Genomic DNA, 23572 nt, shown 5'->3' on the forward strand with positions numbered 1-23572 from the left:
TTATCTCCCTTTTCGCTGAGCCGCGTTATCCGGCCAGAAATCAGGCAGAACCGTAAAACGGCGAATCAGGTAAACCAGTTCAGACAGTGCACCGGCAACGCACAGCGGGGTATACGCCCCGGGGAGCAGGTGAATCACCCGTAAGAGGCCCTGAGCCAGCACATCCGGGGTGAACGACGGACTGATAAAAACCGCAACAGGCACGGCGGTCAGTACCGCGAGTACCATGCAGCAAAAGATAATGAGGGGACGCAGAATAAATATTCTGAGCACACACTGCACGAGAACGAAAATGACCATCGGGGCCGTTTTTACCGCCTGAGGGGTAACCAGGTCGACGATGCGGTCTGTCAGGGAATACAGCATTCTGGGCATGACAATGTTCCTTCTTAATCGCGGATGACGGGGGATGGTGCCGGTGCTTTACGTTGACTTTGTGGGGTGAGGGAGCGGTGTGGCGGTCTGGTCAGTGTGTCCATCCAGCGCCGGTCACCGGACAGCAGCCAGAGCAGACGCTGCCCGCTGATAAGGATGATGCCGTCATAGCGGCGAAAGGCTTCCCGGCTGACCTCGCCGGTCCGGCCGGTGTGAACGAACAGCCCCGGACACCCCTCGCGCTCTGTCAGTAACCCGAATGCCGAAACGTGTGCGGCACTGATGGTGGCGCTGTAACGTTTGGCCTGAATCAGCCAGCGACGACCGTTAATCCAGACCTGACCGTCTGCACCGTTATCACCGCTGTAACGGGCGTTACGCTGTATGCGCAGGCCCTGCCGGGAAAGTGCCGTCAGCAGCATTTCCTCGAACACATACGGGTTCATCTTACGCAACCAGGCTATCCTTGCCGCCTCGTCGCGCAGCTGTGGCAGGCGAAGCAGCGCCCGTGCGGCCTGTTTCTGATAGCGACGATGGCGGCGCTGACTGACAGTGCGCGGTTTTAATACCAGGAACGCCAGCACAACCGCCCCCGTCATTGCCAGGACAGACAGTCCCCTGTGCGGGTTCAGCAACTCAGCGATAAGGGAGGCCGGCATCACTGTGATATCCCCGTTGCGGTGATGAGGGCAGGATAATGCGTCAGTGCCAGGCGCCGGGCCAGGTCACCGCCGCTGACAGGTACCATTGCCACCCCCGGTGCCAGCTGACGCAGTGCGTTTAATCCCTGCTCATCCCTGACACTGATAACCATGCCGGTTGCCTGCATGCGGCTGAGCGTGGTGGCGTGCTGCGTGAGCCACTGACGGGAAGACGCATCGTCACCCAGTACAAACACCGGCGGCATACCGGGGAGATTCAGCGACCGGGCGGCGACAGCGCCTGGTGACATTTCAGGCGTGCTGACCGGCAGCATGTCGGACAGGGAAAGCGATGCCGGCGGTGTCGGGAGAACGGGCGACTCCGTTGCAGACTGACCCGGACCGGCATTGATGGCGTCAAACAGCGGCCCTGTGGATTCACCGCCGAGGTCGCCCACCACGGTCAGCGTGGAAGAGGCACTAAAGGCACTGGTCAGCAGCCCTGAAAAAAGCGTGAAAACAAGGGAATAACGAAGAATATTTTTCATTGCGGTTCAATCCAGGAAAGAGAATTTCGGGCCAGTAAACCGGGCTGGCCGACGGCCGCCGGTGTACCGGTTATGGCTATCTGACTGAGCTTGCGTCGCACAATGGTCATATAGGTTGCCGCGTGCGCACCGCCTGACGGATGGTGGTAGCAGCCCGCCGCACGAAGCCAGCTGCCGGGGCGGGCGTCATAGCAGGCCCGAAGGATACGGGCCGCTGCGCGAAGATTGGTGTACGGATCAAACGCATCACGGTACGTCGGGAAAAAATGCCCGTTCCAGCCCAGGTTCACCTGGGCCACACCGACATCAATATTTTTCAGCGGCCAGCGCTGCATAAACCCGAGCAGTGCCGTAAAGGCCTCTTCACGTGTGCTGTAATGGTAACCCCTGCCTGCAACGTTAATGGTCCAGGGCCACGGCTTCGCACCCCAGGCAGTTTTGCGGGTGCTTTCGGCCATTGCCAGCGAATACAGTGACTCCGCCGGCACCCGCTCAGCGGCGGCTATCTGCCGGTACGCATCAGGAATAACCTGCAGGTCTGTGGCGCCGGACGCCGCTGTTGCAAACAGAATCCCGGCACCCAGCATCAGAATGCGGCGAGCTGCCATCCGTTTTCCCCCTGCTGCAGAATCACCGGCATCTGGCCCTGCCCGTAGCGCAGCCACAGGCCACCGTCGTGGTTGAGCGTTATCTGGCGGCTGCGGACTTTTTCCACCGGGATGTTGTGACGGATGGCCCAGGTACGGATGGCCTCATCGCTGTTTCCGCCGACCAGATAAATATCGACGGGCCGGTCGTCGGCGAGCACGGCCGCCAGACGCGCATCGCAACGCGAGCAGTTCTCTTTCACAAACAGGGCGAGACGCCCCTGCGTGTCGTGCGCGATACCCGCCGCATTGCTGCCCATGTTGACGGCCAGCGTCTCCGGATACAGTCGCAGCCAGGCAGCATTGATTTCGCGCTGAAAGGCCAGCTCCTTTTCGCTTCGCTGGTATTCGTGCCTCACCCAGAGTTCAGCCAGGCGACGGCGTTCAGCACTGTTATCGGTTTCCACACCCAGCGCCGTCAGCGGGTCAAGGCCCGGTGACATAATGCCGCGATCCCCCTTCATCAAGGTCTGATAACGGCTCCAGTCGCTGTCAGACAGTCCCCACTGCTGCGCCTGCTGCTGCGCACTCAGCACGCCGGTGGAGGACTCCTGCAATGTGGATATGCTGCTCTGCGCGGAGGATGTCCTGACCGTGGCAGCGGAGGTCATGAGCGGCACCAGAAACAGTGAGGCCATCAGTGTTTTTCTCATCAAAGCGTTATCTCCGTTTATTCAACCTGAATCCGGTGCTCGCGGCCGTTGACCAGAAAGACAGCAGCACCGCTGCCCTCCGTTGAGCGCAGCGTCCAGCCCAGCATGGAATCCCCCGGTGAGAGCAGGCGCATGGCAGATATCTGCGAGACACCGCGGGGAATGACGACGGCGAAGGTCTGACCACCACGGCGTTCAATGCCGGTCAGCACAAACGGTGCAGCCGGCGTCACCGTACGCCTGGCTGACCGGTCAGTCTTTTTTACAGCGGCGCCCACCCGGGGGATCACTGCACCAGTGCTGGTCCGGGGCTTTTCAGGCGCCGGCGTTTTCTGCGTCAGTTCCGCCTTACGGTTAATCTCATCAAGCACGGCCCGGGACTGCTGTACATCGTGTTCAAGAGAGCCCACGCGTGACTGCAGCTGAGTCACCGCCCGGGTGTTGTCGTTGCCGGCCTCCTGAAGCTGACTGACGGATGTTCTCAGGGCGCTCTGCTGCTCATCGGCCGACTGCATGGCAGCAGGAAGTGAGGCAAGCGTGGCCGCCTGCTGTTCGAGCGTCTTCAGGCGCGCTTCCATCGCTGAAACATTTGAGGTGAGCTGGCCTATCTGGCCGCTGCGGAATGCCGCATCAAGTGTGTTAACACGTATTGTCAGGTCTGAAACCTGACGCCCCATGACAACCAGCGCGATCAGGGAACCCGTCAGACTGACAGTCAGCAAAATGATGCTGCCAGTCTGAAGAATTTTTCGGGGGCTGAACGGAAGCCGGATACGTGGCTCAACCGCAGCAGCGGACTGCACCTCCGGCGCACTGGCCTGATGTTCAGGAGCTTCAGGGAGCAGGTCATCGGGCGAGGCATGACTGAGTGACATACAGGGATTCCTTATGGCTGCACAGCAGAACGGCCATAAGGTGCTAAAACACGCCGTGAATGGCGATGATTAACTCATCAGCCATTTTTTAAAATTATTCCGGGGAGGGGATCACCGATTAAGTCCCGTTATCAGTGCCTGCTGCCTCTCCCCCTTTATGGAAGGGATTAATCAGTACGCGGTGAGCTTCCCGGACGCCAATTTCACCCGGTGGCGGAAGCCTTTTACCGGCTCGCGCTGCCAGAGCCTGAATTCGCAGAAGATGTGAGGCTGCATTTGCCAGGGCTTCATCACGATTTACTGCGGTAATAGCCGTGTGCTCCAGGTCACTGAACTGCACCCGGTACAGGCCGCCGGATTCTGAAATCTCTGCCGGATAGGGAACAAATAACGTTGCCAGCTTCTGTGCCTGACGGCGTCGGGCATCCAGTTTGCTGACCAGCTGAGAGGCCCGAAGGTGTGTATACCGTTTCAGCATATTCATACTCTTATGGCCTGAGATCGCCGCCACCTCCATGACATTCAGCGTCCCGAGCTCGAACAAGCGGCTGACCGCTTCATGACGTAGATCGTGAAAATGGAGATCATGTATCTCCAGCTCAGCCAGAAGAACCCGCCATGCGCTTTTAAAACCATTTGAGGTGTAATCAAAAACCGGCCCCGTCATCGGCCCCGCAAACTCTTTCAGGACCTGTCGTGCTTTCCATGACAAAGGCACATCACGGGCGGTGCCATTTTTCGTGAGCGGCAGGTGAGCAATACCCAGATGAAGATCCACATATTCCCAGCGCAGGGACAGAATTTCCCCCTGACGCATGGCTGTTTCCAGCGCCAGATGAAAAATGGCGAGAAGCTGTGGATTTTTCTGGCGGAGGGCGCGCGCAATCCGACGCTCTTCGGTGGAGGTCAGCCGGCGCGTACGCCCGGGGGACGCCGCAGGTTTACGAACGTGTTCGACGGGATTGTGTGAGCAGGTCCCCCATTCGATACGCGCAAGATTATACAGCGCCGAGAGTAAGGCCAGTTCAAGCCTGACCGTATTGGGGCTCACAGTACGACCTGTACGATCACTCACCGTATTCAGCCTCATATCACGGTAATCAGCGATATCCACGGAGGTAATCTCATCCATGCACTTCAGTGACAGCGCTGAACGTTTGATAACGTTGATACGGTAAAACTCCTGAAGATGACCACGTTTGTGGACAGAGACTGCACTGAAATATTTATCCAGTGCTTTTGCCAGTGGCATTTTTTTTATCCGATTCCTGAGCGCCATCGTATTCCCCTGAAAAATCAGGAAAGATATCACACTGCTGTCAGACATCACTGTCAATCCGGTGTGTGGGGAAGTAGCAAAGTCAGTACGATTATTAGACATAACTCTGGATATGAAAGCATCTCTGTTAGCTGTTCAAGTGATGAGTATTTGACCGGAGGAGGAGCTCAATGTGATCCCGGAAGTCAGGAAAGACTGAAATGGTCAAATCCAAGCGGAAATGGATGGACCGCAGCCTGTCCCCGGGAGAGCCTGACTGTGTTCGCTATATGTGCCACTAATTAACTGACAGTTAGGAGAAAGGGCAGCAGTAGGCGTCTACATGTTCATCGTCAACATAGGATGGAATCTGAAACCAACGTACAGACTGAACAATCCATCCTGTAGGACAGGAGGCTGTTTTATAACCAGCAATGTCATCATTTGCATTTGGAGCTGATACCCATTTACAGGACGAATTATTAATTTTTCCGGCCCCCGTCCACACACCGGATTGACAGTCAGTTGATGCTGCAGAAAACAGGGGTTAACCAATTCATGGAATATCCACCGGCACACCCCTCTCCCAGGGTGTTCCAGGATGACCAGTCTCCATCATGGTTAACTTTTCCAACTTCCAGCGGCCATTTCCCTCCACAGTAGTTTGCACACACCCTGAGGCCTGATCCTCCACTGGATTGCCACACACCGGATTGACAGGAAAGTATTGCGCCAGACGCATCACGGCTTACAAGCCCGTTTGGTGAACAAGTTGCACCCGCTGTGTTCACCCCATCGAGCTGCAGAACCTCACCGGTGGACAGGCGACCATCTGCCCGTACGCTACCACCGCGAACCTGACCGGCGGTGTAAATATTCTTGTTATTAACAACCCGTACCCAGTCATTATCGGACATATAAAAACCACCGCCATGTGTTTCATCCACCCAGCCTTTCCCGTCCCGCGTAATGAACCAGCCATTATTCGAACGGATATCGTTATTGGCTGTAATGGTATTGCCGGCGGTAACATTTGTCCCTGCAGCGACGTTCTGTCCCGTTACCGTGCCGTTTGCCGTCATATTGCCACCGGCGGTCACGTTGCCGCTGAACGTCCCCGTTACGGCATTGACGGTTCCGGTATTGTTGAGGTTGTTGCCGCCCATATCGATGCTGGTATGCATGGTGTTGAGATCGGGCTTGCCGGTGACCGAAAAACGGTAAAGCCGATCACTTTCACCGCGTGCCACCCCCAGTTCATCCGCAGTCAGCAGTGTGGCAATATGCCCCTGCGTGCTGCTGACACCAAACTGTGCAAGAGGAACAGTCCAGCTCCCCATTGCACCGGTGGCGATACCGGACGTCCAGATGTAGCCCCCCATGCCGGCAGAGATATCCATTGATATCTGACGCAGCGCGAGAAACGGCAGCGCAGATCCGTTCTGCGTGTAGACCATCGCCTGCAGCTGGTCGGTGTTGGTGGCATTGCGTATCACCGCAGCGGAATAAGCCTGACCGTCAAGGGTGGTCTCACTGAAGCCCTGCTCCAGAAAACCGGTATTTTTCAGCATAGCGGGGGTCACAATGACCGGCGCGGTGGTGGTGGCACTGGCGAGCAACGTATCGTAATAACGCCCGGTATAACTCTTTACGGCCTGCGTGAAGCGGGACACCTGCGCGGAGGTGTTCATCCAGGTCCGTCTCTGCATCCAGTCGCTGATAAGCGAATATCCCCATACGCTGACCAGCAGCAGGATCACTAAAGCCGCACCTGTGCTGAGAATAGCCCAGCCACGATCGGTTGTTTTTGTTACGTTCACTGGTATCACCATGTAATAAGTGGCTGATAAAGTTTAAGCAGTGTCACTGACATCGCACCGGCACACAGCCAGGGGCCCATCGGCCCGCCCTCGCGGATGCGACGCACCGTTAACTGCCACAGGACAAAGAACATCACACCGGTCAGCAGGGCATAAAGCCCGCTGGCTCCACCGAGCCATGCGGCAATGGCACCAGCCAGCCACACATCGCCAAGCCCCAGACACTCGCGCCCCTGAATCTTCGTTGAGCCATATCGCCAGCCGCCGAATATCAACATCGCGGTGACCGCAGAAAGGAGATGTTCCGTAAACCCCGGGTGCAGAAGTGCGGCAGCAAGCCCCGCAGTCAGACAGCTCACCGTCATTTCGCGGGGGAGCAGTCCCGTCAGCGCATCGGTCAGCGTCATTCTGAAAAGAAACAGGCTGAGGAAAAAGGACAGCAGGCGGAGCATCGCCGGTGCAGGCGCCAGCAGCATAACACTGACAGCAGCGGCATACAGCCAGACTATCGCCGGAGGCACGGGAGAACTGCGCCCGTTCCGGTGCCCCGATTTCACCAGGTTAATACGGACGAGGATCGCCATAACATTGAACAAACCGAGGCTCAGGGGAAAAAGGATGCCAAGCGTTGGCCACGGCATACTCAGCGTCAGCAGCGTCACAGTCTGATCCCCCGCTCTTTCAGTAAAAGGCGCCGGTAAATGGCATAAATCCGGTTGGCGTAGGATTCGCGCGTTTCATGGCGATCCTGACGAAAGCCGGCGTTGTAAGAACCCAGACAGTTCCAGCTGATACCGCATACCTGAAAATGTTTCGCCAGAATCCAGGTGCCAATCTGCACATTGAGACAGGGACGGGTCAGCAGATCCTGCGGGCTGCGGATAACCCCCTGAGCCATCAGCGCCGGGATGTGTGAGGAATTGACCTGCATCAGCCCGTAATCAGTGCCGAGCGCACGCCCGGTCTTTTTATCGCGGTTAATATTCGTAATCCCGGGGCGCAGACTGCTTTCGCCGGTGGCAATAGCCTGAATCAGCAGCGGATCGATGTGGTACTTTGCCCCGGCTGCGTCAAAGCAGAATGCCCCCGCACGGGGGCTGAGCAGGATAAACAGCAGGAGAACTGTCAGGCGCAGCATGTCATCAGCCGTTGTGCGTGAAGACCAGGGTGTTGTTACCCGTCATACCGGTGTCAGCGGTACAGGCTTTGCCGGCATCCTCGGCGCTGACCAGACCGTCGCTGTAGTCGGTGCTGTTGATGCTGATGGCACTGAACGCGCCACCGGAGCCGAGCTGGGTGGCAATGGAGATACAGTCGGCCTGCGGCACTTTCTGCGTGGTGACTGAGAAACCATTATTGAATCCGTTTGATGCAACCGGTGCCATGACAACCTGACCGCCGTAGCTGTTCCACATCGTCCCCGTGCCGGAACTGGCCGTCCCCTGAATCGTCCAGCCAGCTTTTGGCGCGCCTCCCTGCTGAATCAGCGTGCCGGTCATGGTGGTGCCGCTGGTAAAGTTATACCCGCCCTGGGTCTGCTTGAGCTGCTGGGCATTGGTCACAACGGTCTGGATATTTGAGGTTTCCACCGCAACAGACTTTTTGCCAGAGAGACTCCAGACAAGCGCCCCGACAATGCAGATGACGATAACCGTAAACAGGGCAATGCTGCCGTGCTCAAGGATACCCCAGCCCCGGTCTGGCTGGCGCTGGTGATAATGTGATGTCTGAGATGACATAGTCGTTCCTTAATGTATGTTGAAGGTGTTCATGTCCTGAATCTGCATCACCATCAGCAGGATGAGTAAGAAGAAACTCATAATCAGAACGAGAGAAAAGAGTTTGGTGACATTCGCTTTACGGGCAACGCGTGTCAGCGCCTGTTCGAGCCAGCGGTCGGCATAGTTAGTGATGAGTGACCCGGCGCTGTTCCCCTTATCCAGCAGCGAGAGGTAGTTCACCGCCTCGCGGCTGGGGAAGTCGTAACCGCTCTGGCGCAGCGCCATGCCCAGCGAGTCCCCCTCGCTCATACACTCCATTGCCGCTTCGATACGCTCCTGCAGCCAGGGCGGAGCGAACTCGTTGAGGATCTGCAGCGCCTTAAGCTCCTGCACGCCGGCCCCCAGCAGGGCCCCGATATTCATCAGGAAAACCGCCCCCTGTAGATCCTGGTAAACCGACCAGGGCATCAGAAAATCGGCAACACGACGCATCCGGCCTCGCCAGCGCGGCAATGACCAGAACGCCAGAATGACGCCCCCGACTGTCGCACCCGCTGCGGTCACCCCCCACGTATCGGTCCACTGTGCCATGCCGTTCATCAGCCCGAGTGCACCGGTCCAGCGTGCCGGGTCAGACATTTTGCTTAAGGTGGGCACCAGTGCCATGTTGTTGGCCAGCAGCAGCCCCGCGCTCAGCAGGGCCAGCGCTGACGGAAAGACCGAGGCAAAAACCACCTGACCGAGGATGCGCCGGCGGGCGACAATCAGCTTGTCAGCCTGCATCAGCGCACCGGGAATGTTGCCGGTTTCCATACCGGCGCTGATAAGCGCCGCCTCTTCATAAGGTGCCCAGGCAGCCAGCACATCCTTCAGGGAGCGGCCCTCGCGGTTGTCTTTCACACCCTCAAGGCAGTCCTGCACCAGTTCATAATAGGGGTGCCAGCGCCGGCCAAAGTCGGTATGCACCTCACCAATCATGGTCAGCGCCTCTTCCAGTGCTTTGCGATTTTCCAGCAGAAAGCGCAGGGTTTCGTAAAACGGCTGGCGATACTGTCCGGTAAACGTTGCCCTGACCACGCGATACCGCAGCTTTTCCGCCAGCGACATATCGCGCTCAGGCGAAAAACGTGTCTTAACCAACATTTGGCACCTCACACTGCATGATGTCGTCCTCGTCCAGCGGACAGATAAGATCGCCTTCCACCGGATCAACGCGCCCCTGCGCGAGATAACGCAGCAGATGCATACGGCGGGTGATACCCCCCTGGTTTACCCAGTACTGACGGGCAACGGCCGGGCCGTGAGACAACCAGAGCTGCATCAGACGGGCATCCGTTCTGACGACTTCGGCAACAGCCGTACGTCCGGTTACGCCCCGGCTGATGATGCGGCTGGTCAGCGGCACCGTCTTCTGGCAATGCGGACAGCCATTGTGATTACGGAAGAAGAGCTTGCCGGTGTCACACATACCCTCCACGGTGCAGTATTTTTCCAGGCGCGCGCGGGTTTCATCGTCGAGCTCAGGCGCTTTTACCTGCCAGGGAATACGGCATTTTTCACATAGCAGTGGGACGAGCCGCTGACCTACCAGACCCGTTACGAGTGAAGCATCTGCAAGAAGATGGCGATCAATGCCAAAATGTTCCATTCGACGTAGTGCACCTATTGCACTCTGTGTATGGGTCGTGGACAGAAGCAGATGCCCTGTTTCACTTGCATAGATGGCTGCAATGAGCGAATGCAGGTCGCGCATCTCGCCGTTCAGGATGGCATCCGGATCGAGTCGTAGTGCGGAAGCATTGGCATTATTCCAGGCGCGGCTGATGGCCTCTGGCGAGTTATCAGCCGGCATGACCGGCGTCTGGATGGCGCCGGGAATACGCCCCTCGGGCGGGTTTTCCAGTGTCAGCAGGCGCTTTTTCCCGCCGGTCAGTTTCAGCCAGATATCACTGAACACACGCAGTGTGGCGCTCTTCCCTGAACCGGTAGGCCCGGTCAGCAAAACCATGCCTTCCGGCAGTCGAAGGATCTGCATAATAAGCCTTATCTGTTCCGGCAAGAATCCCAGCTGCGGCAGCGTCGGTATGTTGTTTCCGTCGTCCGGGATAAGACGCATTACGACGATAAGGCCATCGGGTGTGGGGCGATGTTCATAACGGGCACCATACAGACCGGCACGGCGTGCGAACTTAGCATCGATGCGCCCTGACTGCTCGCGGCCGGCAAAGAATGACTGCTCGCGCACGTCGCACATGGAAAGATAAGAGGTGGATGCCAGTGTCATCCCCTCCACATCTTTCACTTCATCCACCACTTCCAGCTCGCCGTGAATCCGCAACTGGACGATGCTTAGCTTACGGTCGGCGCTGATTTCAATATGGATATCAGACGCACTGAACTCGTTTCCCAGTTTCATATAACTGATGACCTTATCCTGCGACACGCTGATATCACGGCTGTTCAGATCACTTTCACTGACGCTCTGAGAGAGGGCCAGACCGCGCTGCTCTGCCACTTCGCGCCGGCGGTTCAGCTCGCTCAGCGTCACAAACTCGGTCTTTGCCGTCGGATACTCACGGGTGACATCCATCACCCAGCGCTGTATAGCCGGTTCTTTTCGCCGGTTACCGTCTATAAGCAGTGTCACGCCGCCGGACGGATGCTGTTCGGCAAACACAAAATCCATAATGTCTTTATCGGGCGTCATCGTTGCCTCAGAAGGAAAGTTCAGAATTGTCACTGAGGCGCACGAGCGTGGACGTGACCTCCGTGACCCGTTTTGCAGTGCCGGGGATCTGGTCACCTTTCGCCACCTCGGTAACGCCCCCGTCCGGCAGCACAATGCGGGCGCGCAGCTGTGTGCCGCGACCGTAAATCTCCTGCAGGCGCACACTGCCGGCACGCTTCTCCGTGCCAGACGTAGCGGCCGATTGTGACGGGACGGGTTGCGTCATGAGCGGGGCTGACGGTTGCAGGGATGTCGCCAGATAATTACGGTCGGTACTCTGCCCGGACTGGCTTTCGCGCAGCTGCTGTTCCAGACGGGCGGTCTGGACTTTCTGCTCCAGAATCAGGTTCCTGGCCTGTGCGGCTTCCAGTTCCCCGAGGGTGACGTTCGGTGGCAGCGCATCGGCGGTGGTGGCTGACAGCGCGGGCCCGCTGAGCAGAACGGACAGCAGCAGCCCCGTCCGGGCGGGATTAATTCTGCGCATAAATGCTCCCCTTCATGGTGTATCCGAACTGCCCCTGCGGGCTCATGGTGATGGACACGCTGGTCAGGCGAAGCCCGGCGGCATCAAAATCCTGCAGCAGGCGCTCAGGCTGCAGACGCGAGCTGACGGAGAAGGTGAATTCCCGCCAGTCCTGGACGGGCGTGTTTTTTTCCTGACCCGGCGCGACGGCAGGCGGCTTCACCTCCGTGAATTTCACGTCCAGGTTGCGGCGCTGCAGGTGAGAGATAAACCGCATCAGTTGCGCATCGGCACCCGGCAGCGCTTCATCGGTGTACTCGCCTGCGAGGTATTTACGGAAGGGAATGAAAACATCACCATTTTTCCCGCCTTCCTGCAGGTTAAAAACGGCCGCATGCCCCAGCAGTTCACGGGCGCGGCGGGAGAAGTCTTCCACTGTTGAGCCGGGGGTGGCGACAAAGCGCAGCCGCAGTCCTTCCGGCACACACTCACCGTCGGTAAAACGCCAGCCGGCCACCGAGGCAAAGACCGGCTCCCGCGTCAGCCAGCAGTTTCTGAGCAGCACTGACACCGGAGGCTGTGAGGCCCACGGATGCGGTGCACGGGCCGGGAGGGCAGGTTTATCGTGTTTCGGCGCCACACGGGAGCGAGAAGCCTCCATCGCCTTATCCCGGTCTGCCTGCTGCTGCACGGTATCGTGCCAGTAAACGCCGGCAGCCGTCGCCAGGGTGAGCACGACAGCCGGCAGGATGAGCGACATCGGTGCCAGGCGTTTTCGCAGGCGGCAGCGCCTGAGCTGTGCACCACTCAGCCTGTCCGTGAGCGTGGTGGCATCGCGGCCATCCTCAGCCGTGGCCGCACAGCGCAGGCCCGGCGCATCAGCATCGTTAAAGCGCAGAAAATTCTGTGCGGCTGACTCAATGAATGCCCGCGGGCCGGTCACGTCGCCCATCACGGAAAGCTGCCCCCCACTGGCGGCAAAGAACACCCACAGGTCTTCATCGCGGCTCAGACGGTAAATGCCCCAGGCATTACCGCCTTCGGACAGCTGAAAAGCCACGGCAAGAGCATAAAGGCGGTGACGCACGCGTCCCGGGGAGACAACGCCCGCCATGGAAGCGCTGCCTCTGCCGGCCGTCACGTAGTGGGTGTCCGGCGAGGCCCTGCCCCGCAGACGAACACTGAGTACGCTGTGCTGCGGTGCCCAGTGAAGACCGGCCATCCAGTCGCGCCGGTGGTGTGTGAGACGAATACCGGTGCGGCGTGCTGTTTTTTTCTGTGATGACATCGTTACCTCAGCAGAACAGGGGTGATCATGATGACGAGCGTGGTACGGCCCCGCGAGCCGGTCTGACCGCCGCCCAGGATAAAGTTGCCCGGCGTAAAGGTGCCCTGCTTATCCGCCGAGACGTTCTGCTGTTCAGAACCGGTCAGGACCAGTGTCTGGCCCGAGCGCAGGTTGACCTTACGGGCGAGCCCTTCGGTAGAGGTGTTTGCGGTATCATTGCGGGTATTACCGTCCCGGCTGACAAAGCTTTTGATATCCGGCGGGCTGGTATAACTGAAGGCAAACTGCAGCTGCACATCACCGTTTTCCTGAATGAAGGGCAGCATGGTCATGAACAGACCGGTGGTGACGTTTGTCGTGGTCATCGTTGACGTCACCCCCACGTTGGCGGTGGCCGTCGAACTGGAGCTGGTCAGCATCCCTGTGGATTTGGAGAGCTGATAGGCCACCGGCGTCAGGTTGGCGGTCGGGTCGGTCTGGTTCAGCGCCATGCTGACGTTGCCCTGCTCAGACAGGGCATGAATGAGCAGGCTGGAGCCGGAGAATTTAGCAGCATTGCCGCTGGCCGTATCAAGAATGGAGATACCGGCGCTGGCGGCGGATGAGGAGGCGTTCGCCATTGAACCGGTCAGGCTGGCACCCACGTTCTGCAGCGATTTATAGACCAGTCCCCAGTCCAGTCCCATCTGCTCGTTACGCGTCTGGTTGACGCTGACAATCTGGATATTAAGCTGGACCTGACGGCTCAGAACCTTGTTCTGGTATTCGATATAGCGACCGATACGATTCAGAACATCGGGCGTATCCGTTACGCTGAGCGTACCGGTGGCAGACGACAGCCAGAAGCGGCCGGATTTTGGCGTCACCATCTGTTCAACCGTTTTTTTGATGTCATCGTACAGGTCGCTGTTCATGCCATAGTCGGTCTTCTGGTTCGAGCTGATGTCGCCGGTGGTCCCCCCGGATGTACCGCCACCGCTGCCGAGCTGGTTACCGGAGCCGGAGTTGATGGAGGCACTGCTGTTCACCTTCGTATTGAGGATGACGAGCTGAAAGGTACGCGTATCCTGCTGGTAGAAATACACGCCGCTGCTGTCGCTGCGCCATGACAGTCCCAGACCGCTCGCTGCCATATCCAGCAGCCCGCGGATATCGCCCTGATATTTCAGGCCCCGGATAAGCGAAGGAGATGACTGAACGGAGACGGGCTGCGCAGACGTGGTGCCCATCTGTGACAGAGGCACGCGGCCATTATCATCCGGTGCCGGCAACTGACCGTTCATCTGCGACGTCACCACGCTGCCGGTGGAAATGCTGCTCAGTGCGGCAAAGGCATCCGGCGTGATGGAAACGCGGATGCCGCAGAGCGCGGTGATACGCTGCCCCAGCTCCGGCAGCGAAATCCCCTCCGGCCGGTTAATCGTAATCTGGCAGGCGGGCAGGTTCTTCTCATCCGGCGTGGAGATGACCGGCGTGACCGGCTGCAGGTTCACCCAGGGTTTATCGGACCAGACAACGGTGGGCTGAGTCAGGGTCTGGCGACTCTGCAGTACGCGCTGAGCGGTATCGGCCTGCCCCGAGGCCTCCTTGTCCATTTTGCTGATTTCATTCAGCGAACATGATGACAGCGCCAGCGCGGCGGCCAGCGTTGTCAGGCAGAAAGGTAAACGCGGCATCCGCAGCTCCCTGATGAGGTTAGTTGAGGTAAACAATGCTGCCCTCCGTCACGCCGGACGGCAGGGGCAGGTTCATATCGGTGCCGTCCGCCATCCGCAGCCGCCCGTCGCTGACGGTCAGAGCCAGTGCCGAGGTCACGGACTGTGTACGCAGCGCCGCATACACGCCATCAGTGGCGGGCACCCAGACCCAGAGGCGTCCCCCCTGAATCACGGTCTGGATACGGCTGTCAGGCGCGGGGACGATGCCGGCCTGTGCAGGTGTCACCGTGCCGTCAGCGACCGTCCGCCCATGGCGCCAGTTGTTCACCGCATCCGCGGAGCGCAGCATGTCGGTGGCAAGCTGGTCAGGCAGGGTCTGCTGCAGCGACAGCCGGACGTGTTCAGCGGAGTGACGCTGCGCATCACCGGCCATCAGCGCAATGACCAGACAGAAAACAAAGACGGGCAGCGCATAGCCCATATCAGTGCCCTCCGCCCGTCGGGGTATCGCTCACCGAAATCAGGCACTGAATGCGGTTAGCCTCGGCAAACAGCGGTTTTTCCGCTTTGCGGTAGAGGTCAAAGACCTGTACCAGGACGGATTCGAAGTTGCCGTGAAACACCAGAGGCGCATCAATGCGGTAATCCAGTGATACCGGCCAGATGACCACCCAGTTTCCGCCATTGCTGCACGTAGCCTTTGATGCCCAGCCCGTCAGGGTCTCTTTCAGTGTGGAACCCGGTTCGGCGCGCCACGTCTGGCCAACTGGCTGAGGAGTGACCGGCGCCCCCGGTATAAATGAAGAAGCGGTCTGACCGGAGACGGGGGGAGCCGGCGGCAGTGAGGTGACGGGCCGGACGGGCACAGTCTGCCGGGCAGCGTTCACTGTAGCTGGCTGAACGGTAACCGGATGAACGGCTGTAACAGGTGTTTTCTGAGATGAGGCTGCTTTCGGTGCAGCTGCAGGTGGTGGCACCGGCGGGCGCCCGGCTGGCGACAGCGCAGCAGACTTCTGTGTTGCAGGTGTCTTCGCCACTGTCAGTACCGGTGACGGGACGGACTGGTTCTGCGCCGTAAGTACCGGTTTTTGCACGGTGCCCGGGGTGCTGTTGATACTCGTATCACCGGTAAAGGGATTACGCGGCACAGCATTGACAGTGCCGGCGGCCCCGCCAGTCCGGGTTGGCTGTATGACCGGCGGGAGACTGACGGGTGCATGCTGTGACACCAGTGAGACCGGAGCCGGCAACGGTACGGCGAAGCTGCGATACTGGTCCCGCAGTTCAAAGCAAATTTCACGGTTAACGTCATCCACCTTCAGTCGCCAGGCCGGGCCGGCCACAATCTGCAGGGCTTCACTGAGCCGGACCGGACCGATATCACGCTGAACGGCCGGCAGTGGACGGCTAAGAAGTTCTGAAAATGCGGAGGTTGTGGCTGAGCACAGTGAATATCCGGACTCCAGCAGCAGATAGCGAAAGCCCTCACCGACCGTTTTGACCAGTTGCGCCGGCATGGTGATATCGACAATCTGATTGAGTGGATCGCGCTGTGCATCGTCCGGACGCGTGCTGACCAGCGTATAACGGTCATAGCGAACCACGTCGGGGGCCCGGTTGCGGTAAATATCATCGAAGCGGGTGGGCTGCTGATAGCGGCCGTTTGCAAAGGGCGCGGGATCAGAAACGGCGCTGCTGCAGCCCGCCTGTATAACTGAACAGGCGAAGAGGGCAGCGCCCGTTGCCACACGTCTGGAAGGTACTGCCATCAGGATTCACCCCAGGATTAGTCTTAATCAGGAGTGCTATTCTGGCGGGGATGAAAAAGCGGGCAATGCGAAACTCTTTCCGGAAACTGAAGAAAAACATTGCAGAGCCGGTCAGGCTTAATCAGCTGACTAAGCCCTTCACTTTAATCTGATAAGAAAAAACGCCGGAGAACCGGCGTTGAATGTGATTTCAGGTCCATGTGTTCTACAGATGAATACCTGCATGAGACCATCATATTTTGTAGAAAAGCGTGTTAGCCGCAACTGGTGACTGCACAAAACCAAAGTATTCATAGAACGCTTTAGCCCGCTCATCAATTGCATGCACCATGATAGCCTTGATGCCGACCTGATCCGCCAGATTCGATACGCGCATCACAGCATCATTCAGCAACCATTTCCCGAAGTTATTGCCCTGAGTGGATACATCGACTGCAAGGCGGCCCAGCAAAACAACCGGTACGGGATCGGGCATATTCTGTCGCAGACTACGACTCAAGTCGACATGACTTACTGAGCCAGTCGCGAGGGAATAATAACCCACTACACGCGCAGTACCTTCAGGACAGATGACGAATGTACGGGAAGCATTAAGATGCTGATTCTTCAACGCACGCCGGCGAAGCCAGTCATCAAGTACCGCATTCCCGCAATCGAACGGATGAAGAACATGCTCCTCTGTCAGTAAAGCAGGCGCAGTGACATTTATTTCCATTCAGGTTTTACATCCATCAGTCGCTGACGACCTTCAACATTCTGCACAGGGGCTTCAAGCTGCCTGATGAACGCCTGGTAACGGGCATCATCAAGAACGAACACACGCTGATCCAGAATGATGTTCTGGGCCTCATGCACAGCCCTTTCAATGATGAAATCAGTACGGTTTTTATTAACCAGACTCGCAGCGTAATCAATCACCGCACGTTCTTCATCCGTGGCGCGGATATTGATTTGCTTGTCACGGACGGATTTACGGACTGGAGTTTGCATATTTCTTCCTCTTGGTAACAAATTGCTATACACACAGGATAGTCTGAATGGTAGCAGATTGCTATACATAGTTATTCAACTGAAGCTGAAAAAGAAAGCGCCAGAGTGAACTGGCGCATGAGGGTATATAATTATACGAATCCGTTATGTCATTCAGAACGGTATATCATCGTCAAAATCCATCGGAGGTTCATTCTGCGGATTTCGTGGCGCTGACGGTGTCTGCTGCGGTTGCTGAGGCTGGCCCCAGCCGCCCTGCTGACCTGACTGCGCATTATTTCCACTGGTGTTGGTGCTGTTATTACGGCCACCGCCCAGCATCTGCATCGTTCCGTTAACGCCCACACGGACTTCTGTCGTCCAGCGTTCGATACCATTGGTATCGGTCCACTTGCGGGTGCGCAACTGACCTTCGATATACACCTGTGAACCCTTTCTCAGGTATTCACCGGCCACTTCGGCCAGCTTGCCAAACAGCACGACACGATGCCATTCGGTATTTTCACGGTTTTCACCGGTCTGTTTATCACGCCAGGTTTCCGACGTGGCCACAGAAAGCGTGGTCACGGCCGTACTGTCAGGCATGTAACGAACTTCAGGGTCCTGACCGAGATGACCGACCAGGATGACTTTGTTGACGCCGCGTGCGGACATAATGATTTCCTCTTAAGAATGGTGTTGAGAGGAGCACACCCACCGGGGTGTGTTCCGGTGGTGTGTCCGTGACGCTTAGAACGAATTCGGATCGTACTCTTTCTGAGCCGATGAACCGGATTCCGGCGTCTGGGAAGCATTGGGTGCCTGATAAACGACGTCCTGACCTTTCTTGATAAACTCCACCTTAATCAGGCGGGCTTTCAGGGATGGGCGACTTTCACCGGCGTGATCACCCGTCTGCAGGGTAAACACATCGGCTTTCAGCCCGCTCAGCACAAAGCCAATCAGCACTTTTTCTTCTTCATCAACGGCTTTCTGACAGCGGTTGATGAGTTTGGTGGTCTCCGCACCCGCGATGGTGACATCGAAACGGGTATAAGACGCATTGTCTGTCGGACCGGTGAGGGCATTGATAACGGCGCAGGTGAATTCACCATTACCACCCTGTACATGGCGTATCGAGCTGAGATACCCGATACCATTGACGTTGAGGTTGAAAAACTCTTTTTTCTGGGAGGCAGAAGCAGAGCCGGTTGAAGCAGGGGTAGTGGTAGTTGCAGTCATGATGGTTTCTCCGGAGTAAAACTGAACGGGTTGCGGAGAAACATCTGTCCCGTACGGGAAGTGTTTCCCGCAGGGAGGTCAGCAAGGTTTGCCGACTGGCTGTAATGGTGAAATGGACCTTAACCTGGTTATCAGGTCCCTGTTTGCAAAGGTTAAACAGGTTTGAACCACCCGAAGGCGCCACTCTCAGGTTAATGTGGCATTGGCATGTGATTACCCGAAGGCGCCTGTCTCAAATCACCCAGGCATTGGCAGTTGTCGGAACGACAACGATTAGCCTCTTTATCATTCATTCAGACGCCACGGATGTCAACGCCGCAGCGTTCAAAAAATCATCAGCACACAAAAATAAAAAAAGCGGTGCCGTGCGACACCGCCTTCTGAGGTCTGCACCATCGACCTGAGGTAAACCTGCTTATCGCAGTGGCTCCGCTGGCTGAAAGGGCCCGGCACAGGTTTCACGGAGTTTTTGTGCCTTACCGTCTCCCGTTCAGGTGTGGACGGGGCCGGCCAGACTGTATTCCGGCAGCACATGCATTAGATGCTGACGAAACCCGCAGTCACGGGGTGCGGCTTCAGAGCCGGGGTCACAATAGCAGAGCCCACAACGCCCCGCAATCGGATACAGAGGATTAATTCTTCTTTGATTCAGGAGACTTAGCCCTGCGCGGTCGTTTCTTTCTGGTGCCCCCGATGTTGATGACACCTTTGCATTCCGGCCAGCGCTGGCAGCTCCAGAATTCCCCTTTCTCTCCCCTGCGCAGACGGGTTTTTCCCCCGCAGAGCGGGCAGGCGGGCGTGGGCGGAACCCGGATACGCACCTGCTGCTGTGTGCCCTGACTGACCAGGTTACGCGTCCAGCCAGTCTGCCGCTGCAGGAAGTCGTCGAGTGACATACGCCCGGCGGCGACCTCATCCAGCGCCTGTTCCCACAGCGCCGTCATGCCCGGTTCGGTCAGTTGCGGCGGCAGGGCATCAATCACATCGGCACCCAGTTCGGTCGCCATGATTTTACTGCCTTTACGCACGATAAAGTGACGGTTCAGCAGTTGCTCAACAATACCGGCGCGGGTGGCTTCGGTGCCCAGTCCCGCGTTGTCTTTCAGCACCTTGCGCAGCGCGACGTCGGTGACAAATGCTGCCGCGTTCATCATGGCGCCAATCAGTGTGGCAAAGGTATAGTGCGCCGGCGGACGGGTCATCAGTTGCACCACCTCAGCCCCCGTCACCGCGCAGCGGTCATTCTGCGCCAGCGGCGGCAGGGCAACGTCTGCTTCATCGCCGTCATCAACTTCATTATCACCAGCGTTCTCAAACAGAACCTTCCAGCCCTTTATCACCTCCGTTCGCCCGGTGGCACGGAACAGCTGCCCGCCAATGTCGAACTGCAGCCGTGTGAAATCGGACTCATGCAGGGGGAGGAACTGGGCCAGATAGTTACGGCGGATGAGCATATAGACGTTACGCTCGTTCTCCGTCAGCGCGGACAGCTGAAACGCATTGCGGGTGGGGATAATGCCGTGGTGTGCCGTAATTTTTTTGTCGTTCCAGATGCGCGAGACAAATGTTCTGTCGAGGCGAGCCAGGACCGGCGCACATTCCGGGTCGGTACGGCCGATGGCATCGAGCACACCGGAAATCTCCTCCCGCATGGATTCCGGCAGGTAACCGCAGTCGGTTCGGGGGTAGGTCGTGGCCTTGTGCTTTTCATACAGGCTCTGGGCAGTGTCAAGCACCTGCTGCGGGGACATATCCCACAGCCTGCCACAGGCCTGCTGCAGGGACCCGAGGGAAAACGCCAGTGGCGCGGCGGCTTTTTCACGCTTAGTGTCACATTCGGTCACCACGGCGTGACCTGCCTGCCGGCAGAGCTGTGCCACCTGCTGCGCGATGTTCTGGTGAACACAGCGCTTTTCCTCGTCGGTATACACCTTCGCCGGCACCCACTGCGCCGGAAAGGTGAGGTCACCGGCGGAAATAAGCGCTTTAACCTGCCAGAACGGCTTCGGCACAAATGCTGCGATTTCCCGGTCCCGGCGGACAACCAGCGCCAGCGTGGGCGTCTGAACACGCCCCACGGAGACCACGCCATCAAAACCGGACTCCGCTGCGCGCAGGGTATAAAGACGGGAGAGGTTCATACCTATCAGCCAGTCGGCCCGGGCACGCCCCAGTCCGGCGTGATACATCCCGAGCGTGGCCTGACCGGGACGCAGGTCCTGAAGCGCCGCGCGGATACTGAGTTCATCCAGCGCAGACAGCCAGAGCCGCTGCACCGGACCTTCCCAGCGGCAGTATTCCAGCAGCTCACGCGCAATGACCTCCCCCTCCCGATCTGCATCAGTGGCAATAACCACATCGTCAACCTGTCGCAGCAGCCGCTCGATGACTTTGAACTGATCCTGCGTCTCTTTTTTGACCACAACCTGCCAGGGGGCAGGCAGGATCGGCAGTGCCGAAAGTGACCACGGTTTACCGTATTGCTGACCGTACGCCTCGGGCGGTGCGGTTTCCAGCAGGTGCCCCACTGCCCAGGTGACGGTGACTCCGCTGCCGGTCAGAAAGCCGTCACCGCGCCGGGTGGCACCGAGAACCCCGGCCAGATCGCGTCCCTGCGAGGGTTTTTCACAGATATATAGCCGCATGACCAGCCTCCGGCGACTCAGACTGTCTGATAACGCAGGCGCAGCAGGTTCACGCTCGCTTCATTAACGGGAGGGGAAAATGCTGAACGTTTTTCTCCGAGCAGCACGGCACGATCGGGCTCACCCGCCTCCTGACAGGCTTTCTGCCAGACTTCATTATTCTCTGCTGCGTCCAGGCGTGTCGCATCCACCCTGCGGTAAGAAAGAACCGTCCCGTAAATCTGACGCAGAAGTCGCCCACCTTCACTGAGATAATTATCCCGGCCATTACGGGTAATCAGTCCGTAATGTGACGCCTGAAGAACCTTCTTGGCAAACTGGTCAAACCCGACCAGCAGAAACACACACCGGTATCCCAGAGGAGTACGCGTAAACACATGAATATCGAGTGGTTCGACCGAAGTAACCTCTGTCAGCGTAATACCTGCAGGAAGCATACTCATCTCTTCATCCAGTTGCTTAATAAGCCCGGTCATCGTCTCAGTTGCAGATCTCAGCTTTTCCTCCAGACGGTACATGGCTTCATCTGCCCACGGATTATTATTCAGGGAGTCCTGGTTAATCAGTGTTGCACGCACGAAGAACTGAGGCATCCCGATGATGCCGTGTTTAACAGGAGTATTGTCTTCCTGTTTCTCCCGTTTGCGACCCAGCCACAAACCAATTGCATAATTGGTATGGAGCGCAATTGTCATTTCTGACTGAAGCGAGCCTGTCTTTGTTACCTGTTTATCTGCCATCGTTGTCGTCACCTGTATTCAGTTAAGAAGAGCTCGCATAGTCCTGAATCACACGCATGACCAACAATGTGAAACTCATAATCAGCGACAGGAAATTATCCTTTGTACGTTTTTTAATCTTGCGGCCACAGGCAGCAAGGTGATTTTTTAATCAATAGTAAGAGACCCTTTTAACATGTCAGATTTTAGCTGCTCAAAAAACATACTTGCTGCCACTGGCAGCAAGCTCAAATTTTAACCACATGTTTATCTGCCAACACACTGTCGTATGCTCTCGATCATCGCCCTGACCTCATCGCGGGAAGGCCGTCTGGCAGGCTGCACGGGGATGATCGCCGCCGGTACAGCACGCGTACCGGTTGTCGGTGGATTGTTGCTGCCGGAACCGGCAGGGGCAGGTGCTGCTGCTTCCGGCAGGTTCAGCTCACCGCTCCGGGCACGCCGCAGCATCGTGAACAGCCAGCCCACCGGGTTATTCAGCCTGCCAAGCCGCAGTTGCTCACGCAGCATGTCAGCCAGCGTCTTTGCCACCGCCTCAGGCAGTGAGGCCATCTGTTTGGTCAGCATCTGCCGGTCATCGCTGTTCAGTCCGTTCACAAAATCGTCAGGCAGAAAATGTTCCCCGCCCGGTACGTACGTTTTTTTATTCACATTCTGTGTGAAAGAACGTACGTTACAGTCCGGATTCCGGACTCCGGTGTAACTCGTTGATTTCAGACTGAGTCCTGATTCCGGACTCTGTGTTTTATCCACTGACGGGGTACTGAGTCCGTTTTCCGGACTCAGTGATTCCGGGATGTTTTTGGTGCTTTTTTGACTGAGTCCGGATTCCGGACTCCGGTTCACTGCCCGGCGATGACTGACCATCTGCCTGGGTGTGGACGGCGCGCTCAGGCGACTTTCGATAAGGGCCAGGCGACTGTGACGGTGACGCATTCCGGGGTCCTGAAGTATGTCATTCACCACGGCCAGCGCGGTCATGCGGACCGCTTTATTACGGCTAAGGCAACTCTCTTCAACCAGCTTAAGCCAGCCCGGATCGAAGGTTTCGGCGTCACGGTAACCCAGCGGCTCGTCATGCTGCGCGTAAATGTTGCCCCGCACACGCCCGCGGTCATCGCGTACCCGCTTACACAGGCTGAGCCAGCCGGTCAGGCGCAGCATCAGCAGGACGCGGCTGACCGTATCCCTCGATGCCTTCTCTGAATGCGCGGAGGCAAGCTGAACCTGCAGCTCATCGTAAGTCGGGAAGATGGCTCCCTCATTCTGCTGTGCGTAAAGTCTTATCATCACCCAGGCGGTTTTATCCAGCGGTGAAAGGCGTGTATCCAGAAACAGCCTGCGCGGGAACGCATCGTGCACGTTGCCCATGAACAGCAGCCCGCTGCGCTCCTGGCTGACATCGCCGGTATCGGTGCGCCGCTCAAGATTCTGCTGCATTCTGGCGAGCGTGTGCGCCACGATGCTGTCGGCGGGAATGGTCATTTTATGCTCTCCTCTTCAGCCTGAGACAGCACAGTGCCGGGATAAAC

25 protein-coding genes are annotated in these 23572 nt (G+C 57.7%); all 25 read right to left on the reverse strand.

Translation table 11 applies throughout. The features are described from left to right. Positions 1 to 375, reverse strand: a complete 375-nt coding sequence (locus MPHASIOC01_RS17065) for a hypothetical protein (RefSeq protein ID WP_187973468.1) — start codon at positions 373 to 375, stop codon at positions 1 to 3. A gap of 14 nt (positions 376 to 389) precedes the next feature. After that, complete coding sequence (locus MPHASIOC01_RS17070) at positions 390 to 1034, reverse strand: restriction endonuclease (protein WP_187973508.1); 645 nt, start codon at positions 1032 to 1034, stop codon at positions 390 to 392. Continuing rightward, on the reverse strand, positions 1034 to 1564 hold the full coding sequence (locus MPHASIOC01_RS17075; RefSeq protein WP_187973469.1) for an integrating conjugative element protein: 531 nt from the start codon (positions 1562 to 1564) through the stop codon (positions 1034 to 1036). Before MPHASIOC01_RS17075 ends, MPHASIOC01_RS17070 begins: the two co-directional genes overlap by 1 nt. Then, on the reverse strand, positions 1561 to 2172 hold the full coding sequence (locus MPHASIOC01_RS17080; RefSeq protein WP_187973470.1) for a transglycosylase SLT domain-containing protein: 612 nt from the start codon (positions 2170 to 2172) through the stop codon (positions 1561 to 1563). Before MPHASIOC01_RS17080 ends, MPHASIOC01_RS17075 begins: the two co-directional genes overlap by 4 nt. Continuing rightward, positions 2151 to 2864: a TIGR03759 family integrating conjugative element protein gene (locus MPHASIOC01_RS17085; RefSeq protein ID WP_187973509.1), complete on the reverse strand. Its 714-nt coding sequence runs from the start codon at positions 2862 to 2864 to the stop codon at positions 2151 to 2153. The genes MPHASIOC01_RS17080 and MPHASIOC01_RS17085 overlap by 22 nt, the downstream gene beginning before the upstream one ends. 17 nt (positions 2865 to 2881) lie before the next feature. Further along, positions 2882 to 3739, reverse strand: coding sequence for a plasmid transfer protein (locus MPHASIOC01_RS17090; protein ID WP_187973471.1), 858 nt, complete (start codon positions 3737 to 3739; stop codon positions 2882 to 2884). Positions 3740 to 3857: 118 nt separating this feature from the next. Further along, positions 3858 to 5018 carry a tyrosine-type recombinase/integrase gene (locus MPHASIOC01_RS17095; RefSeq protein ID WP_187973472.1) on the reverse strand — a complete coding sequence of 387 codons (1161 nt, stop codon included), beginning with the start codon at positions 5016 to 5018 and terminating at the stop codon, positions 3858 to 3860. Positions 5019 to 5518: 500 nt separating this feature from the next. Beyond that, entirely contained in the window at positions 5519 to 6817 is a 1299-nt protein-coding gene (gene pilV, locus MPHASIOC01_RS17100; RefSeq protein WP_241189562.1) for a shufflon system plasmid conjugative transfer pilus tip adhesin PilV, read from the reverse strand. A gap of 5 nt (positions 6818 to 6822) precedes the next feature. Beyond that, the gene (locus MPHASIOC01_RS17105) at positions 6823 to 7479 is read right to left on the reverse strand and encodes a prepilin peptidase (RefSeq protein ID WP_187973474.1); all 657 of its coding nucleotides are present in this window, start codon (positions 7477 to 7479) and stop codon (positions 6823 to 6825) included. After that, positions 7476 to 7955, reverse strand: a complete 480-nt coding sequence (locus tag MPHASIOC01_RS17110) for a lytic transglycosylase domain-containing protein (RefSeq protein WP_187973475.1) — start codon at positions 7953 to 7955, stop codon at positions 7476 to 7478. Before MPHASIOC01_RS17110 ends, MPHASIOC01_RS17105 begins: the two co-directional genes overlap by 4 nt. Before the next feature lie 4 nt (positions 7956 to 7959). Further along, complete coding sequence (locus MPHASIOC01_RS17115) at positions 7960 to 8556, reverse strand: type 4 pilus major pilin (protein WP_117097761.1); 597 nt, start codon at positions 8554 to 8556, stop codon at positions 7960 to 7962. 9 nt (positions 8557 to 8565) lie between these two features. Continuing rightward, positions 8566 to 9681 (reverse strand): type II secretion system F family protein, encoded by a 1116-nt coding sequence (locus tag MPHASIOC01_RS17120; RefSeq protein WP_187973476.1) that lies wholly within the window; start codon positions 9679 to 9681, stop codon positions 8566 to 8568. Beyond that, positions 9671 to 11245: an ATPase, T2SS/T4P/T4SS family gene (locus MPHASIOC01_RS17125; RefSeq protein ID WP_353612963.1), complete on the reverse strand. Its 1575-nt coding sequence runs from the start codon at positions 11243 to 11245 to the stop codon at positions 9671 to 9673. The genes MPHASIOC01_RS17120 and MPHASIOC01_RS17125 overlap by 11 nt, the downstream gene beginning before the upstream one ends. Before the next feature lie 7 nt (positions 11246 to 11252). Further along, positions 11253 to 11750 carry a type IV pilus biogenesis protein PilP gene (pilP, locus tag MPHASIOC01_RS17130; protein WP_063436952.1) on the reverse strand — a complete coding sequence of 166 codons (498 nt, stop codon included), beginning with the start codon at positions 11748 to 11750 and terminating at the stop codon, positions 11253 to 11255. Then, positions 11737 to 13017 (reverse strand): type 4b pilus protein PilO2, encoded by a 1281-nt coding sequence (pilO2, locus tag MPHASIOC01_RS17135; RefSeq protein ID WP_187973478.1) that lies wholly within the window; start codon positions 13015 to 13017, stop codon positions 11737 to 11739. The genes pilP and pilO2 overlap by 14 nt, the downstream gene beginning before the upstream one ends. 2 nt (positions 13018 to 13019) lie before the next feature. Continuing rightward, positions 13020 to 14693: a PilN family type IVB pilus formation outer membrane protein gene (locus MPHASIOC01_RS17140; protein WP_187973479.1), complete on the reverse strand. Its 1674-nt coding sequence runs from the start codon at positions 14691 to 14693 to the stop codon at positions 13020 to 13022. A 19-nt stretch (positions 14694 to 14712) separates the two neighbouring features. Then, the gene (gene pilM / locus MPHASIOC01_RS17145; protein WP_187973480.1) at positions 14713 to 15156 is read right to left on the reverse strand and encodes a type IV pilus biogenesis protein PilM; all 444 of its coding nucleotides are present in this window, start codon (positions 15154 to 15156) and stop codon (positions 14713 to 14715) included. 1 nt (position 15157) lies between these two features. After that, entirely contained in the window at positions 15158 to 16444 is a 1287-nt protein-coding gene (locus tag MPHASIOC01_RS17150; RefSeq protein ID WP_187973481.1) for a TcpQ domain-containing protein, read from the reverse strand. A gap of 232 nt (positions 16445 to 16676) precedes the next feature. Further along, complete coding sequence (locus tag MPHASIOC01_RS17155) at positions 16677 to 17159, reverse strand: GNAT family N-acetyltransferase (RefSeq protein ID WP_007372585.1); 483 nt, start codon at positions 17157 to 17159, stop codon at positions 16677 to 16679. Then, positions 17150 to 17434 carry a DUF1778 domain-containing protein gene (locus MPHASIOC01_RS17160; protein WP_007372584.1) on the reverse strand — a complete coding sequence of 95 codons (285 nt, stop codon included), beginning with the start codon at positions 17432 to 17434 and terminating at the stop codon, positions 17150 to 17152. The genes MPHASIOC01_RS17155 and MPHASIOC01_RS17160 overlap by 10 nt, the downstream gene beginning before the upstream one ends. Before the next feature lie 153 nt (positions 17435 to 17587). Further along, positions 17588 to 18088, reverse strand: a complete 501-nt coding sequence (locus tag MPHASIOC01_RS17165) for a single-stranded DNA-binding protein (RefSeq protein ID WP_187973482.1) — start codon at positions 18086 to 18088, stop codon at positions 17588 to 17590. Between the two features lie 75 nt (positions 18089 to 18163). Further along, positions 18164 to 18655, reverse strand: coding sequence for an STY4534 family ICE replication protein (locus MPHASIOC01_RS17170; protein WP_187973483.1), 492 nt, complete (start codon positions 18653 to 18655; stop codon positions 18164 to 18166). 632 nt (positions 18656 to 19287) lie between these two features. Beyond that, positions 19288 to 21300 (reverse strand): DNA topoisomerase III, encoded by a 2013-nt coding sequence (locus MPHASIOC01_RS17175; RefSeq protein ID WP_187973484.1) that lies wholly within the window; start codon positions 21298 to 21300, stop codon positions 19288 to 19290. Positions 21301 to 21317: 17 nt separating this feature from the next. Then, on the reverse strand, positions 21318 to 22040 hold the full coding sequence (locus MPHASIOC01_RS17180) for a PFL_4669 family integrating conjugative element protein (RefSeq protein WP_013095151.1): 723 nt from the start codon (positions 22038 to 22040) through the stop codon (positions 21318 to 21320). A gap of 246 nt (positions 22041 to 22286) precedes the next feature. Further along, positions 22287 to 23525, reverse strand: a complete 1239-nt coding sequence (locus MPHASIOC01_RS17185; protein WP_187973485.1) for an STY4528 family pathogenicity island replication protein — start codon at positions 23523 to 23525, stop codon at positions 22287 to 22289. Positions 23526 to 23572: the final 47 nt, after the last annotated feature.

It is taken from the genome of Mangrovibacter phragmitis (genome assembly GCF_040429585.1).
Taxonomy (GTDB): Bacteria; Pseudomonadota; Gammaproteobacteria; order Enterobacterales; family Enterobacteriaceae; genus Mangrovibacter; species Mangrovibacter phragmitis.